This is a genomic window from Mesorhizobium sp. M0909, from assembly GCF_040319515.1.
In the GTDB taxonomy this organism is placed as follows: domain Bacteria; phylum Pseudomonadota; class Alphaproteobacteria; order Rhizobiales; family Rhizobiaceae; genus Mesorhizobium.
In genome coordinates this window covers 293,121-306,251 of sequence record NZ_JAMYOA010000003.1, presented here as the reverse complement: position 1 = coordinate 306,251, position 13,131 = coordinate 293,121, and the positions used below count along the sequence as shown (strand labels likewise).

Here is a 13,131-nt window from a genome sequence, read left to right as displayed (position 1 = left end):
GCGTTGGCCCTGCCGCCGGCAGCGTAATCAGCGAAACGTGCGGGCACAAGCCAGCCTCAGAGCCTATGCGCATTCAGATCATGCTGTTGGCGTGCAGCTTGCTATCGGCGATGGGCTGCCGAACTTCCCAGTGTTCGACGAGCTTGCTGTCCTTCAGCCTGAAAATGTCGACAATGGCCAAGCCCTCCTCTTCGGGTTCACGTTTTGCGTGCATGTGCACGATGACGAAATCCCCTTCGGCAAAAATCCGCTTCACCTCTCCCCTCACGAGGGGAAATGACTGTTTGAGCTGTTGAAGATAGGTTTTGAAGCCGTCCGCACCATCCGCAATGTTCGGATTGTGCTGGATGTAGCGTTCGCCAAAATGCATCGAAGCTGCTTCGATGTTGCCCTGGTTTACTGCTTTGTCGATGAAGTCCAGGACGATCGTCTTGTTGGTCTCGAGCGAATTAAAGCTCTTGGCTGGAACTGGATTTGATGGTTCGTCACGCATGTTTTTGCTCCGTGGGGTGCCTGCTTTTGCCTGGCATGGACAGGAGTCCGCAGGCCGATATTGCCAACATGATCAGCCACGCTTGTGAGATGGTCGATACGCTATTCGCCTGGATTCTTATCCAATCGTCTAATATCGTCATCTGGTTCATCGTCGGAGGATGGTTCTCATGGACGCCTTGTCCGAAGTTCTTGCTTCGCTGCGATTTGGCAGCGTCATGATCGGCAGCGCGACCCTGCATCGGCCATGGGGTATTTCAGTCGATCCGACAAGGAATGCCGCCATCCACGTCATACAGAACGGCGAATGCTGGTTGCGCCTAGCCGGTGAAAAAGAGCCGATCCGCTTAGGCGAGGGAGACGTCATCCTTGTCGCGAGCGGTATCGGGCATGCCCTTTGCAATCCGGCGGATGCACCGACGGCATCGATATCCGCCGTCCTTTCCGCAAATCGGAGCGGACCGGAACCGAAAAGCGAAAGCGGCGCGACAACTCTTCTTTGTGCGAGATATTCACTCGACGGCGTCGGGCCATATCCGATGGTTTCGCTGTTTCCTCCGCTGATTCATTTGACCCGGTATCAGATCGACACCAGCGAGCCGCTGCGGCTTGCCCTGGAACTTCTGCAGGTCGAAGCGAAAGGCAATCTCGGCGGCCACGACATTGTCGCCCCACGCCTTCTCGACAGCACGTTGATCTTCTTGTTGCGTGCCTGGATCGAACATCAGCCACTCGGAACAGGGGGATGGTTTGGCGCCCTGCGCGACAAAGGCATTGCGCAGGCCTTGCGCCTGATCCACGAGCGGCCGGGCAATCCCTGGACCATCGCTTCCCTTGCCAGCGGCGCGGCACAGTCCCGAGCCACCTTCGCGCGTCGCTTCGCTCAACTGGTGGGACAGCCGCCGCTGTCCTATGTGACTCGATGGCGGATGAATCTTGCCGCCAAGGCTCTGCGGGAAACGAACCAGAATATTGGCGAGATCGGGCGCGCCGTCGGATATGAATCGGTGCCGTCGTTCTCGCAGGCATTCAAACGATTGACCGGACGATCGCCCGGCCTCTACCGCAGCGACTTTCGATCATCCGACTGAGGAAATTTAAACTGGGGACGCCAGCCCGTGTGCTGTCATTACAGCGTCGGCAGTCCGTGAGCCCGGCGCGCCATCAGGCAGTCGTCATCGCCCGGCATGCACGCGCGGCAGACGTCGGGACGGATCTCGTAGATTCCGCAGGCGGTCGACTTGCCGACTTCGCCGCACAGTGCCGAACAGCGCGCGCCGTCGCAGCGCATGCCGGCTTCGTCGGCAGCCACGTATTTTTGCGGGATAAGGTCGAGCTGAGCGTCGTCCTCGGTTGAAAAGCGCGGCCATCTTGATGAGTAGGCGCAGCAGGCGCCACAAGTCTGGCAATCGAAGGCAACCGGGTCGGCGCCCTCTTGTGGCGACGAAGAATCCTCTGCGACCGCCAAGGCAAGCAGCCTTGGCGCCGATTTCCGGCCGGCATCTTGCTGCAAGGGCGCTATTTCTTCTTCGGCTTGCGCGGCGGCGCTTCGGCCGGCGACCTGAACAGATCGGTGCCCGCTTCGGCGGCTTCGCCGGTTTTTGGCGCGGCGGCCGACTTGGCCGGCTTCACGGCGGCAGCAGGTGCTGCCGGTTGCCCCTTGGCGGAAAACTTGATTGCCATATCAATCCTCGTCAGAGAAACGCGATGATGGCGCGTTCGGATTGCGAAGGCGGCCGATGAGCGCCGAAACGGCCGTGATGTTCATTTCTTCGGGCGACCAGTTCCTGGCCTCCTCGATGTGCCGGGGGGCCAGCTCGCGATGCGTGCTGCCGCTGTAGGCGGCGTCCTGAAAGGTCACGCGCTCGTGCGTCTTGGCGTTTTCCCGGACGTATTCGATCAGATAATTGGGGCATTCGGCGCGGCCGCGCACGCCGAGCCGCACCTGGGCATCGCCGTGGACACGCCGGCAGCGCTCGAGCTTTTCGAGCACGCGCCGGACATATTCGACCGGCTTGTCGAGTTCGCCTACGACATCGGCAATGGTCGAATCGGCGGCGATCGCCTTTTGAGGCACACGTTTGGTGGCCATCAGCGTTTGCCTGCGCGTTTTGGCGAGGCCGCGAGCGCAGCCGTTGCCGCGATGTCATCGGCTTCCTTTTCCAGCCGCAGTTCGCGCAGCCGCGCGGTCTTGGCTTCGCGGGCCTGGCTGACGGCATCCCGTTCGGAATTGATGCGGTCGAGCGACATCGACTGGGTCCGCGTCTTGCTGAAGATGGATTCAGCCTGGTCGCGGGTTTTTTTTGAAGTTTCGGTCAAGGTCTTTCTCCCGGTTCGGAGCGCGCCGCCCAAAAGGTGACGAGACTGGTCTTTCGGCCAGGATCCCGCACAAAGCAATACGGCAGCCGGTTTCAAATTGCTGGGAATTCTACTCTGACGGCCATCTGATGGCGCTTTCCGCGCTTCCGGTGCTCACGGGCCCAAATGTCCGCTGCGCTCCGGTTCTCGAAACCACCACCATATGACTCGCCAGAGCGAATTTCGAAACAGCCTCTTAGCACGTCCGGGCCGTCGAGCAGCGCTCTTTCGGCGGTCGAAGCGCAAAAATGAAAAAGGCCAGGCACCGCCTGACCTTCCATGAGAGCGCCTGCGCATCCCGAGAGACGCGCAAAGAGACGCTCTTCTCATGCGCATGAACTGGGGACTTAGCCTCCCGCGATCATGCGCTGGAATTAGCCTCACCGGTGCCAGTACATCCGTGGTCACCGGTGAGGCTGAATTCCGTTTTACGCCGCCTTCAACTGGTCGGCGGACATCTTGCCCGACTTGTTGTCGCGGACCATCTCGTAGCCAAGCTTCTGGCCCTCGACGATGTCGCGCATTCCGGCGCGCTCGACGGCTGAGATGTGGACGAAAACGTCGGCAGAACCGTCGTCAGGCTGAATAAAACCAAAACCCTTGGTGGCGTTGAACCATTTAACTGTGCCTGTGCTCATAACGAACCCTTTCCATGGCAAATATTCGTTCGTCGTCATGCGGATGCACAACAACGTTTGTCTCGATATTGATGGGGAAGTTCGTCAAAGGCGCGCCTTGGCACGCGGATAACAAAAGTCGGTCAAACAAACATCGACAAAGTTCTTATAGACTTCTTTGCGCGCCGTGTCAATTTTTTGATTTGCGACACTCGCGGAGACGCGCGTCAGCGACCGGCGCGCCGGCAAATCCGACAGCAAAAGCCGGGCTATTGCCTGCCAAAAAACCACTTGGAGCTCTTTGTTTTCGCGCAATTCCGGACGGAAAATCGTTCACACTTTTCCGGGAATTGCTCCAGCCGGGAACCATTTCGGCGCCAGGGCATTTTTTCGATGTCGAAAGCCGTTCTCGAAAGAGCGATCTTGAGAAAGGCGGACGACAAACAGGACGCCCCCGCGCAGATAAAAGGCACGAGGGGCGTTCCTGTGTGATGTGACCATCCCGCCGCTGCTCCTGCTCCTCACAGCATGCCGCGGCTGAGCCCACCATCCACCGGCAATGCCACGCCGGTGACATAGGCGGCGGCGTCGCTGGCCAGGAACGCGGCAACAGCGCCGAATTCGGCGGGGGTGCCGTAGCGCTTTGCCGGGATCTCGGCCTGACTCTCGGCGGCGATCACGGCGGCGTCGACACCCCTGTCGGCTGCGTCCATGGCGTCGAACTCTTTCGTCCGATCCGTCGCAAAACGGCCCGGCAGCAACAGGTTGACGGTGACGCCGTCCGCCGCCACTTCGCCGGCCAGCGTCTTGGCCCAGCCGGCGAGCGACGCACGCAGCGCATTCGAAGCGGTGAGGCCGGGGATCGGCTCGCGGACGGATGTAGAGGAAACGGCGATAATGCGCCCCCAGCGCCGCGCCCGCATGCCTGGCAGGAAAGAAATGGCGATGCGCATCTGGCTCAGCACCATGCTGGTGAACTGCTTCTCCCAGACGCTCGCATCGAAGACGCTGGCCGCGAAGGGCGGCGGGCCGCCGCCATTGAGCAGGACGATGTCGATCCGCTGCTGCTCGTCCTCGACGGCACGGATCAGTCGGGAGACGCTGTCGTTGTCCGAGAGGTCGGCGCTGAAGGTCGAGCAGATGTGGCCGGCGGCGTCGATCGCGCGCCGTGCCGCATCCAGGGTCGCCTCCCCTCGTCCGACCAGGATGATCTCGGCACCTTTCGCCGCGAGCGCTTCGGCAACGCCGAAACCGAGGCCCTTGCCTCCGCCGAGGACAAGCGCCTTCCGCCCCTCAAGATTTGCGCTAATCAAGCCAAGTCTCCTCCTGGTTTTTGTTTCACTGCGCAGCCTCGGGTCAGGCCCGAGGGCATGCTTTGGGGGTGCATCAGCGGACATGCACGATAGCGTCGGCTTCGACCGGAACATTGGCCGGCAAGCCGGCCATGCCGAGCGAGCAGCGGGCGTGCTCGCCACGTCCGCCGAAAACATGGAGCAGAAATTCGGATGCTCCGTTGCCGACCTCCGAATAGGCCGAAAAGCCGGCCGCCGCATTCACATAGACGGTCAGCTTGGCGAATTTCACGACGCGGTCGAGATTGCCGTCCAGTTCCTTGTCCAGCCAATAGACGACGTTGGCCGCGCAAAGCCGGGCGGCGTTCTGCGCAGCAGCCAGATCGATCTCTGCGCCAACCTGGCCGATCGCGGCGATTTCCTGCCCGATTTCGGGGATCTGACCGGAGACATAGACGATGTCGGCAACGCGAACCGTCGGCGAGAACGGCAAAGCGGGCCGGTCGAGCGACGGCCAGGCGACACCGAACTCCTCAAATCTTCTTCTGTAGGACAAGGTGGCTGCTCCTGTTTTCGTTCGTGCGAGCAGACCTTGAATTCAGATCGGGCTTTCGGGTAGCCTGATAGTTCTGACACAGCTATCAGGAATTCTTATGACCGGAGATATCGACGTCAAACTGCTGCGCGCCTTCGTCACCGTGGCCGATACCGGGACGGTGAGCCGGGCAGCCGATCGGCTTGCCCGCACCCAGGCGGCGGTGAGCATGCAGCTTCAGCGCCTCGAAGGCGAAGTCGGCGCGGAGCTGCTGCACCGCTCGCCGCGCGGCGTGACGCTGACCGAGGCCGGCGAGATCCTGCTCGCCTTCGCCCGCAAGGCCATCGCGATCGGCGACGATGCCAGGCGTGAGATAGAAGGCCGCAGGCTGGTCGGCCGTGTCCGGCTGGGCATCGTCGAGGATTTGGCGGTAACGCGGCTGCCGTTGATCATCGCCGACTTCCGGCGCCGGCATCCTTCCGTGGAGATCGAACTGACATCGGCCAGCAGCAGCGATCTCAGCAAGTCGCTGGGCGAAGGAAAATGCGACATCGTCATGGCCGATCCGGCGCGCTTCACAATGGCGCCGCGAGGCCATCTGTCGCGACAGCTGGTCTGGGCGGCAAGCCGCATGATCGAGATCGACGACGAGGTCGAGCTGCCGCTGATCATCTTCGAAGGCGCCTGCTCCTGGCAGGACAGGATGCTGGCTTCGCTCGCCGCGGCCGGGATCGGCTGGAAGATCGGCTGCCGCGTGTCGACCTTTGCGACGCTGATCTCGGCGCTAAGGGCCGGGCTTGGCATCGGGCTTCTGCTGCAGGAGGGGCTGCCGCCCGATTGCCAAAGCCTCAACGGACGCTTCAACCTGCCGCCGGCGCCGACGGCGGATTTCGGCGTCTACCTCGCGAGGGACCCGTCGCGGCTGGTCGAGGAATGTGGCGATTTCCTGCGGGCGGGATTTGAGGCGTAGCGAAAAGATCCGACGCCGTTCATCGTTCCTGGTCGGTCGGGCGGATGACGATCTCGTTGACGTTGACGTGTGGCGGCTGGCTCACGGCGTAGAGAATGGCCGCGGCAATGTCCTCGGCGGTCAGCGCCTCCATTGCGGCAAGCCGCTTGTCCAGATCAGCCTTGAACGCCGGATTGGTGATGTGGTCGCCGAGCTCGGTGCGCACCAGGCCGGGCTCGATGACGGTGACGCGAACCTTGTCGGCGTAGACTTCGCGACGCAGCGATTCGGAAAAGCCGACGACACCGAACTTGGTTGCTGCATAGCCGCTGGCCCCCGGATTCGCGACACGGCCCGCGACCGACGAGACGTTGACGATGTGACCCTTGGCGGCCCTGAGATGCGGCAGCGCCGCCTTGGTGACCCCCATCAGCGCCAGCAGGTTGAGCTCGACCATGCGGCGCCAGTCGTCGAGCACCGCTTCGGCGGCGGGCGACAGAAGCATCACCCCGGCATTGTTGACGAGGATGTCGAGGCGGCCCCATTCGGCGACAACCTTGTCGACCATGTCGGTGACATCATCGTTGCTGGTGACGTCGGCCTCGATGCGGAGCGCCGCGCCGCCGGCCATTTCGATACGCGCGGCCAGCGCTTCGAGGCGATCGGCGCGGCGTGCGGCAATCGCCACCTTGGCCCCGGCGGCGGCCAAAGCCGCAGCCGTCGCCTCGCCAATGCCCGACGATGCGCCGGTAACGAGCGCGAGCTTGCCGGCCAATGCGGAAGGAACAGATATCATTGTGAAGTCTCCGAGGCCCCAGCCGGATCTTCAGATAGGCCGCGGGCGGCGAAGTGGAAGACCAGCTTGCGGGTTGCTCGGCTCTATTCGTCTGGGCCGGGCTCCGGCCAAGGCTCTTTCGCCGCCTCGGCATACCACTGGCGCATCGCCGGCATCGAAAGCACGGCGTCGACATAGGCGCGGGTATCGGTTGCCAGCGTGCCGCCATAGGTGTCGAACCGGGTGACGACCGGCGCGTACATGGCGTCGGCCGCGGTGAAATGGCCAAACAGGAACGGGCCGCCTTTGCCGTATTTTTCGCGGCATTCGCGCCATAGCTCCTCGATGCGCGCCCCTTGTGCCTCACCTTCGGCGTCGAGCGGCTTGTGGCCTTTTGGCCGGCGCAAATTCATCGGCCAGCCATAGCGGACCTCGCGAAAGCCGGAATGCATCTCTGTCGCCGCCGAGCGGGCCAGCGCGCGGGCGCCGATGTCGGCCGGCCAGAGCTTTTTCCCGGGAAACAACTCGGCGAGGTATTCAAGGATGGCAAGGGTTTCCCAGACGATCCGGACCTCGCCATTCGGCAGCCGATGGTTCAGCACCGGCACCTGGCCGGTCGGCGATATCCTGGCCAGATTGGCCGCGGTCTCGGGCGTGCGCAGGCGCACAAGACCTTCCTCGAACGGGATCTCCAGATGCTTCATCGCCAGCCACGGCCTCAGTGACCACGACGAAAAACACTTGTTGCCGATGAAGAGCGTGAATTCAGCCATTGTCCCTCCGGCCCCTGTCTGTTCGGCGTCCTGGTGCACCCTATCCTGTCGGCTTCGCGACCGGAAGCTATGCCAATCGACGGGCAGAACCCGGAACCTAAGCGATCCGGGACCGTTTCTCCAGGCGAACGGATCAGGAGATGCGAGATGGTGAACAAGGATCAGGTTGCCGGCGTTGCCAAGCAAGCCAAGGGCTCGGTCAAGCAGACCGCCGGCAAGGCCACCGGCAACAGGCGCACCGAGGCCGAAGGCGACGTCGACAAGGCGACCGGCAAGATGCAGAAGGCTTACGGCGACGTGAAGCACAAGGTGAAGAAGGCGCTTTGACGCCGACGCTTCGCAAACCAGAAAAAGGCGGCTCGGCCGCCTTTTTTGGGCCTCTCCTGCCCGTCAGAAAGTCAGACTTTTGCTGTACGCATTGGTGAAGGCGACCTCGCCATGATCTCCGGCGGCTTCGCCCAGAACCACATCCATGCTGCTGCCGGTCACCCGCGCCAACGCAAAGCCGCCCATGAAGGCAGCCTTCGGCTTGAACAAATCGAGCCCGTCACGGTGATAGATCATCGGCGTCGCGTGCTGGTGGCCATGGAAGATGCCGACGACGTTGTAGCCCTTCAGCACGGCCAGCAGCGCCTGCCTGTCGGCTTCGCTCCACCAATGCGGCGGACCCTTGCCGTTGTCGTCGAAGGTTTTCTCGGCGGCGTCCCATCTTTCGATCGAAAAAGTATCCCAGCCATAATGCTGGAACAGGATGACCGGGCGGCCGTCGCCGGCATAGGTCGCCAGGTCCTGCTTCAGCCATGGCAGGCTGCTGACTGCGCCATGGCCGGTATCGCCCGCAAAACGGTGCGTCTGGACAAGATGTAGACCGCCCCAATCCCATGAATAGCAATCGGTCTCGAGATCGTAGTTGGTCGCCGGCGCGGGCGGCTTGAAGAAAACGCCGGGGCGGTGATTGACCTCGACGTAGTCGCGCATTTCGCGGCGGTACCAGTCGACATGCGAGCGCGGGCCGTTCTGGTCGAGGTCGTGATTGCCGAGGCCGACATAGACCGGCATGTGCACGCGGTCGGGGCCAACGCCCTGCTGGTAGCGCTGGCTGAACTGGAGCAGCTGCGTGCCTTCGCTGGGCTGGGTGATCTGGCCGCCACCATCATCGGTGATGTCGCCGCCAACGACGAGGCCGAGCGGCGTGCCGATATTGCCCGTCGAATGCAGACCGGTGGCGACGCCGTTGATTTCAGCTGGCCATTGCCTGTCACCGACGCCGTTGAGCGCGGCGACATTGCGCAGCAGGGCGGCGTCGGTCTTGCCCTCCTGCTCGCAGTGCGGGCTCAATCCGTTCGCCATGCGGCAGGCATGGACATCAGCGATAAACAGGAAGGTGGCGTCGATCGGCGGAATGCGCTGCCCGGTCTGGCCGAAGGCCGGGCGCGAAACGGCGCCGGCCGCGGCAACGGCCGCTGCCTTCATCAGGAAACTGCGCCGGGAGACCGGTCGGGCGGAAATACGATGCATCATGCGCTAAAATTCAGCACGACGCGAACCGGCAGTCCAGTTGCTCGCAAAGTGTGTCGACACGTTCTCCCAGGTCTGGCATTGCTTTCGACATTCAACTTGCGCGGGCAGAGGAGGACGCCATGAAAACTGCATCCATCGGCATGACAATGGCGATTCTGGCGATGACGAGCGCAGCGCACGCCTCCGCGTGCATCGACGCCAAATCGGCCAAGGCCGGCTTCGTTCTCGAAAGGCCTGGCATCCACAGCGAATTTCGTCCGGCGGCGGGCGGAATGGTGGCGGTTGCCAACAAATACCAGTCGCAATCGCCGCAGTCGCAGTACCTGTTCGGCGGGCTGATCGAAGTGTTTCGCGACAGCAGCACAGGGCAGATGGCGATGATCCCGTTTTCCGATCTCAGGAAGGTGTTCCCACTGAAGGCGGGGGCCAAGAGCAAGATCGTGTTTGCCCGTCTTGCACCGAACAAGCCGCCGAAGGGCACCGAGACGCTGGAGATCAACGTCAAGGGCAAGGAGACGTTCAGCCTGGGTGATTGCAAATACGCCGTGCTTGCGGTCAAGCAGACGATCAGGAGCGAGGCCGGCGAGACGCGGGACGAGTTCACCGCGCTTTACGCACCCGATCTGCAGGCAGTTGTGGCCAGGCGCTATGACGAGGGCACCAGTGCCGAAAGCGTGGTCGGCTACGAGCTGATCAAGCCGCTGCCGAATTAAGAGCTCGGCCTCCCCGCCTCGGTCATAGTGAGCGACTGTCCTGCCGGCGTCAAAGGGCTCTGTGCAGTATCCTGCTACGTCGCCTCGTTCCCGTTTTGGACGACATAACTCCCTGCTCCAACGCCATCAGGCAGTCGCGCAGCACGCTTGCGTCCTGTGCGGTCTTGGCCATCGACATGGCGCCCGAATAGCTGGCGACGGCGAGCGCTGCGAAGCGCTGCGGATCGGTGCCCAGCTCCCGTCCCGCCTGCCGATCGGCGCTGACCTTGTCGGCGATCGCCTGGCGCCAGGCCGAAAAAATGCCGGCAAGGGCAATGCGGAAATCCGGATCGGCAAGCGACAGTTCATGCGCCAGGTTGTTGAGCGGGCAGCCGCGCACGAAACCTTGCCGCTCCAGCTCCGCCGCGACGGCCGCGAACACGGAGCGCACGCCCTCGCGCGCTGAGGGAGCCATCCGCACCGGTGCGATCCATGTCTCTTCGACCGCGGCGGCGACCCGCTCCTCGATCACTGCAAGCGCCAGCGCCTTCTTGGTCGCGAAATGGTGGTGCAGCGCACCACCGGTGACGCCCGCCGTCGCCATCAGGTCGCCCATGCTGGACGCATGATAGCCGCGTGCCTGAAACGCCTCCTCGGCGACGTCGAGCACTTTCTTGCGCATGCCTTCGGGGTCGTTGGTGCGTTTTTGAGCCCGCGACCTTGGGCGAGCGGATATCTCTGCTGACATCTTCACACGATAGCAGATTGACAAAACAGGACAACCGGTCTGTTTTGCAAAACAGGATGACTGTCCTGTTTTGGAGCTCGCACGATGAACCTGCCTTTGAACGCCATACCTAATCCCGATCTGCTCGCCTCGCCCGTCGTCGAACTCAGGCAATACACTCTGAAACCCGGCCGGCGCGAGACGCTGATCGGCATCTTCGACAATCACCTGGTCGAGGGGCAGGAAACCGCGGGAATGACCATCATCGGCCAGTTCCGCGATCTCGACCGGCCGGACATGTTCGTCTGGCTGCGCGGCTTCGACGGCATGGAAGCGCGGAAAAACGCTCTGACCGCCTTCTATGACGGGCCGGTCTGGGCTGCCTGGCGCGACGCCGCCAACGCCACGATGATCGATTCCGACGACGTGTTGCTGCTGAGGCCGGCCTGGCCGGGCGCCGGCTTCGATCTCTCGGGATCGCAACGAGCAATCCAGACGAATCTCGAAGAACCAAGCACAAGCAGTGCTTTGCAGACAATTGTTGTCATCACGATTCATCATCTGCGACCGGGCCTGGAAGCCGGCTTCGCCAGAGACTTCCAGATCGCGGCTTTTCCGGTGCTTGCCGCATTTGGCGCACAGCCGCTGGCCGCCTTCGTCACCGAACATGCCGAAAACAGCTTTCCGCGGCTGCCGGTGCGGGCCAGCGAAAACGTCTTCATCAGCGTCACGGGTTTCGCCAGCGCCGAAGCGTATGCCCGGCACGAGGCGGCCTTGGCTGCCTCCCCGGAGTGGCAGGCGCTTCAGCAGACCGTACAAGGGGAATTCGCCAGGCCCGCGGAGGTTTTGCGTCTGTTACCGACGGCGCGATCGCTGCTCGGGCAGCACCCAATTTCGGTATGAACCAACATCGTCGACGCCCCCTACGTCGCCGGAGCCTCCTGGTTCATGCCTGAAAGTGTCTGGCATGGATCGCCTGGTAGCGCGCCGTCCATGCGGTTGCCTGCTCCAGGTCAAGGGAAACGCGAAGCAGCCGGTGGTCCTCGTTCTTGCGGCCAATAAGCTGGATGCCAATCGGCAGGCCGCCCTTCGACTGAAAAAGCGGCAGGCTGGCGGCCGGTTGCCCGGTGACATTGAAGATTTCGGTGAAGGGCGCAAAGCCGTAGGCCCGGCTCGCCCAAGCCTCGTAATCGAAGAGAGCACCATCGCCATGGATGGCGCCAAGCCGGGGCGTAAGCTCGGCCGTCGTCGGCGTCATGATCAGGTCGAACGCATCGAACGCCATCGCCATCGCCAGCGAAGCGCTGTGCACATGGTCCTGCGCCCTGAGATAATCGGCGGCCGAGGATCGCCGAAAACTGTCGAGCGCGTGACGAGTCAGGCTTTCGATTTCGCCGGCCCCCGGCATCCGCCCGATCTCGTCGGCGCGCTCGTCAACCAGCCGCGCGACCTCCGACATCCAGAAGATGCTCCAGTCCGCTTCGGCGCCGGCTTCCCGCGGGAAACGCGCCTCTGTGACCTCGTGCCCCATGTCCTCGAGGAGGCTCATGGCTTCCTGGAATTTTTCCCCGATCTCGGACGCGACGGGCGTGCCATCCGGCCGGCGCATCAGGCACGCGACGCGCAGACGCTCGCCGGGCGAAAACAGCGAGTCCAGGTAGGATGGCACCGATTTCGGCACGGAGTAAGGCGCTCCTTGTTCTGGACCGGCAGTCATGTCCAGCATGGCGGCGCTGTCCCGAACGGTGCGGGATAGGACACTGTCGGCGTAGAGCCCGGCGCCGACCTGACCTCGATAGGGGCCGACAGGCGTGAGCCCGCGCGACGGCTTCATGCCGAACACGCCGCAACAGGCAGCCGGCACCCGGATCGAGCCGCCGATGTCGGAACCGTGGGCGGCCGGCACCATGCCGCTTGCCACCGCGGCGGCAGCTCCGCCGCTTGAGCCGCCCGCCGTCAGCGAAGGATCCCAGGGGTTCAAGGTGGGGCCGCGAAAGCTGGGTTCGGTGACGAAGTCGTTGGCAAATTCAGGCGTGTTTGTCTTTCCCAGCAAGATCAGACCGGCGGCCCGCCAGCGCCGGACGATCTCGCTGTCGGGCTTCGGCGCGGCATCCTTGAAGTAGAGCGACGAGTGCGTCGTCGGCCACTCCCGTACATTGACGCCGGTGTCCTTGACCAAGAAGGGAATGCCGGCGAGTGCGGCCTGCCGGTTGCAGCTTGCCGCCGCGGAAAGCGCCCGGTCCGCATCGATCAGTGTCACGGCATTGATGGCGGGATTGATGCTTTCGATCGCTTCGATAGCCGCCTCAACGACCTCGACAGCCGACAGTTCACCCGAGCGAACATGCCCGGCCAGGGCGACGGCATCCAACGCCACGTATTCGGAAAGGTTCATGACTG

At 62.9% G+C, this 13,131-nt stretch carries 19 protein-coding genes; 5 read left to right on the top strand and 14 right to left on the bottom strand.

The features are described from left to right. Positions 1 to 73: 73 nt before the first annotated feature. Complete coding sequence (locus NKH83_RS06135; protein WP_352479315.1) at positions 74 to 493, bottom strand: nuclear transport factor 2 family protein; 420 nt, start codon at positions 491 to 493, stop codon at positions 74 to 76. Positions 494 to 653: 160 nt separating this feature from the next. On the opposite strand from NKH83_RS06135, the gene NKH83_RS06130 reads away from it, so the two are divergent. Next, entirely contained in the window at positions 654 to 1,583 is a 930-nt protein-coding gene (locus NKH83_RS06130) for an AraC family transcriptional regulator (protein WP_352479314.1), read from the top strand. A gap of 38 nt (positions 1,584 to 1,621) precedes the next feature. Here NKH83_RS06130 and NKH83_RS06125 read toward each other — a convergent pair whose 3' ends face one another. The 8 genes from NKH83_RS06125 to NKH83_RS06090 all read right to left on the bottom strand — a co-directional run bounded on the left by NKH83_RS06125 (position 1,622) and on the right by NKH83_RS06090 (position 5,315). Continuing rightward, a complete protein-coding gene (locus tag NKH83_RS06125; RefSeq protein WP_352479330.1) occupies positions 1,622 to 1,960 on the bottom strand; it encodes a YkgJ family cysteine cluster protein in 339 nt (112 codons plus the stop codon). A gap of 50 nt (positions 1,961 to 2,010) precedes the next feature. Continuing rightward, positions 2,011 to 2,175: a hypothetical protein gene (locus NKH83_RS06120; RefSeq protein WP_352802583.1), complete on the bottom strand. Its 165-nt coding sequence runs from the start codon at positions 2,173 to 2,175 to the stop codon at positions 2,011 to 2,013. A gap of 1 nt (position 2,176) precedes the next feature. After that, entirely contained in the window at positions 2,177 to 2,584 is a 408-nt protein-coding gene (locus NKH83_RS06115) for a hypothetical protein (RefSeq protein WP_254820653.1), read from the bottom strand. After that, positions 2,584 to 2,811 (bottom strand): hypothetical protein, encoded by a 228-nt coding sequence (locus tag NKH83_RS06110; RefSeq protein WP_352479329.1) that lies wholly within the window; start codon positions 2,809 to 2,811, stop codon positions 2,584 to 2,586. Before NKH83_RS06110 ends, NKH83_RS06115 begins: the two co-directional genes overlap by 1 nt. 467 nt (positions 2,812 to 3,278) lie before the next feature. Further along, on the bottom strand, positions 3,279 to 3,488 hold the full coding sequence (locus NKH83_RS06105) for a cold-shock protein (protein ID WP_010915421.1): 210 nt from the start codon (positions 3,486 to 3,488) through the stop codon (positions 3,279 to 3,281). Positions 3,489 to 3,572: 84 nt separating this feature from the next. Further along, complete coding sequence (locus NKH83_RS06100) at positions 3,573 to 3,782, bottom strand: hypothetical protein (RefSeq protein WP_352802581.1); 210 nt, start codon at positions 3,780 to 3,782, stop codon at positions 3,573 to 3,575. A gap of 206 nt (positions 3,783 to 3,988) precedes the next feature. Beyond that, the gene (locus NKH83_RS06095) at positions 3,989 to 4,780 is read right to left on the bottom strand and encodes an SDR family oxidoreductase (protein WP_352479312.1); all 792 of its coding nucleotides are present in this window, start codon (positions 4,778 to 4,780) and stop codon (positions 3,989 to 3,991) included. Between the two features lie 73 nt (positions 4,781 to 4,853). Continuing rightward, positions 4,854 to 5,315 carry a RidA family protein gene (locus NKH83_RS06090; protein WP_352802582.1) on the bottom strand — a complete coding sequence of 154 codons (462 nt, stop codon included), beginning with the start codon at positions 5,313 to 5,315 and terminating at the stop codon, positions 4,854 to 4,856. Positions 5,316 to 5,412: 97 nt separating this feature from the next. Between NKH83_RS06090 and NKH83_RS06085 the strand changes: the two genes are divergently transcribed. Next, entirely contained in the window at positions 5,413 to 6,264 is an 852-nt protein-coding gene (locus tag NKH83_RS06085; RefSeq protein ID WP_352802580.1) for a LysR family transcriptional regulator, read from the top strand. A 19-nt stretch (positions 6,265 to 6,283) separates the two neighbouring features. Here the strand turns inward: NKH83_RS06085 and NKH83_RS06080 are convergent, their stop codons facing one another. Next, complete coding sequence (locus tag NKH83_RS06080) at positions 6,284 to 7,039, bottom strand: SDR family NAD(P)-dependent oxidoreductase (RefSeq protein ID WP_352802578.1); 756 nt, start codon at positions 7,037 to 7,039, stop codon at positions 6,284 to 6,286. An 83-nt stretch (positions 7,040 to 7,122) separates the two neighbouring features. Then, positions 7,123 to 7,791 (bottom strand): glutathione S-transferase family protein, encoded by a 669-nt coding sequence (locus NKH83_RS06075; RefSeq protein WP_352479308.1) that lies wholly within the window; start codon positions 7,789 to 7,791, stop codon positions 7,123 to 7,125. A gap of 147 nt (positions 7,792 to 7,938) precedes the next feature. Between NKH83_RS06075 and NKH83_RS06070 the strand changes: the two genes are divergently transcribed. After that, positions 7,939 to 8,118: a CsbD family protein gene (locus NKH83_RS06070; RefSeq protein ID WP_352479307.1), complete on the top strand. Its 180-nt coding sequence runs from the start codon at positions 7,939 to 7,941 to the stop codon at positions 8,116 to 8,118. Positions 8,119 to 8,181: 63 nt separating this feature from the next. Here the strand turns inward: NKH83_RS06070 and NKH83_RS06065 are convergent, their stop codons facing one another. Next, positions 8,182 to 9,312, bottom strand: coding sequence for a metallophosphoesterase (locus NKH83_RS06065; protein ID WP_352479306.1), 1,131 nt, complete (start codon positions 9,310 to 9,312; stop codon positions 8,182 to 8,184). A 119-nt stretch (positions 9,313 to 9,431) separates the two neighbouring features. Here NKH83_RS06065 and NKH83_RS06060 point away from each other — a divergent pair, with 119 nt between their 5' ends. Next, complete coding sequence (locus tag NKH83_RS06060) at positions 9,432 to 10,025, top strand: hypothetical protein (RefSeq protein WP_352479305.1); 594 nt, start codon at positions 9,432 to 9,434, stop codon at positions 10,023 to 10,025. 49 nt (positions 10,026 to 10,074) lie between these two features. Here NKH83_RS06060 and NKH83_RS06055 read toward each other — a convergent pair whose 3' ends face one another. Next, complete coding sequence (locus NKH83_RS06055; RefSeq protein WP_352479304.1) at positions 10,075 to 10,686, bottom strand: LmrA/YxaF family transcription factor; 612 nt, start codon at positions 10,684 to 10,686, stop codon at positions 10,075 to 10,077. A 150-nt stretch (positions 10,687 to 10,836) separates the two neighbouring features. On the opposite strand from NKH83_RS06055, the gene NKH83_RS06050 reads away from it, so the two are divergent. Beyond that, positions 10,837 to 11,634, top strand: coding sequence for an NIPSNAP family protein (locus NKH83_RS06050; RefSeq protein WP_352802574.1), 798 nt, complete (start codon positions 10,837 to 10,839; stop codon positions 11,632 to 11,634). A 43-nt stretch (positions 11,635 to 11,677) separates the two neighbouring features. Here NKH83_RS06050 and NKH83_RS06045 read toward each other — a convergent pair whose 3' ends face one another. After that, on the bottom strand, positions 11,678 to 13,126 hold the full coding sequence (locus tag NKH83_RS06045) for an amidase (RefSeq protein ID WP_352802572.1): 1,449 nt from the start codon (positions 13,124 to 13,126) through the stop codon (positions 11,678 to 11,680). Positions 13,127 to 13,131: the final 5 nt, after the last annotated feature.

Coding starts and splice junctions, on each gene's coding strand:
- NKH83_RS06105 (WP_010915421.1), bottom strand. CDS start 3,488: ATGAGCACAGGCACAGTTAAATGGTTCAACGCCACCAAGGGTTTTGGT.
- NKH83_RS06130 (WP_352479314.1), top strand. CDS start 654: ATGGTTCTCATGGACGCCTTGTCCGAAGTTCTTGCTTCGCTGCGATTT.
- NKH83_RS06075 (WP_352479308.1), bottom strand. CDS start 7,791: ATGGCTGAATTCACGCTCTTCATCGGCAACAAGTGTTTTTCGTCGTGG.
- NKH83_RS06080 (WP_352802578.1), bottom strand. CDS start 7,039: ATGATATCTGTTCCTTCCGCATTGGCCGGCAAGCTCGCGCTCGTTACC.
- NKH83_RS06120 (WP_352802583.1), bottom strand. CDS start 2,175: ATGGCAATCAAGTTTTCCGCCAAGGGGCAACCGGCAGCACCTGCTGCC.
- NKH83_RS06115 (WP_254820653.1), bottom strand. CDS start 2,584: ATGGCCACCAAACGTGTGCCTCAAAAGGCGATCGCCGCCGATTCGACC.
- NKH83_RS06045 (WP_352802572.1), bottom strand. CDS start 13,126: ATGAACCTTTCCGAATACGTGGCGTTGGATGCCGTCGCCCTGGCCGGG.
- NKH83_RS06065 (WP_352479306.1), bottom strand. CDS start 9,312: ATGATGCATCGTATTTCCGCCCGACCGGTCTCCCGGCGCAGTTTCCTG.
- NKH83_RS06050 (WP_352802574.1), top strand. CDS start 10,837: ATGAACCTGCCTTTGAACGCCATACCTAATCCCGATCTGCTCGCCTCG.
- NKH83_RS06070 (WP_352479307.1), top strand. CDS start 7,939: ATGGTGAACAAGGATCAGGTTGCCGGCGTTGCCAAGCAAGCCAAGGGC.
- NKH83_RS06055 (WP_352479304.1), bottom strand. CDS start 10,686: ATGCGCAAGAAAGTGCTCGACGTCGCCGAGGAGGCGTTTCAGGCACGC.
- NKH83_RS06135 (WP_352479315.1), bottom strand. CDS start 493: ATGCGTGACGAACCATCAAATCCAGTTCCAGCCAAGAGCTTTAATTCG.
- NKH83_RS06085 (WP_352802580.1), top strand. CDS start 5,413: ATGACCGGAGATATCGACGTCAAACTGCTGCGCGCCTTCGTCACCGTG.
- NKH83_RS06060 (WP_352479305.1), top strand. CDS start 9,432: ATGAAAACTGCATCCATCGGCATGACAATGGCGATTCTGGCGATGACG.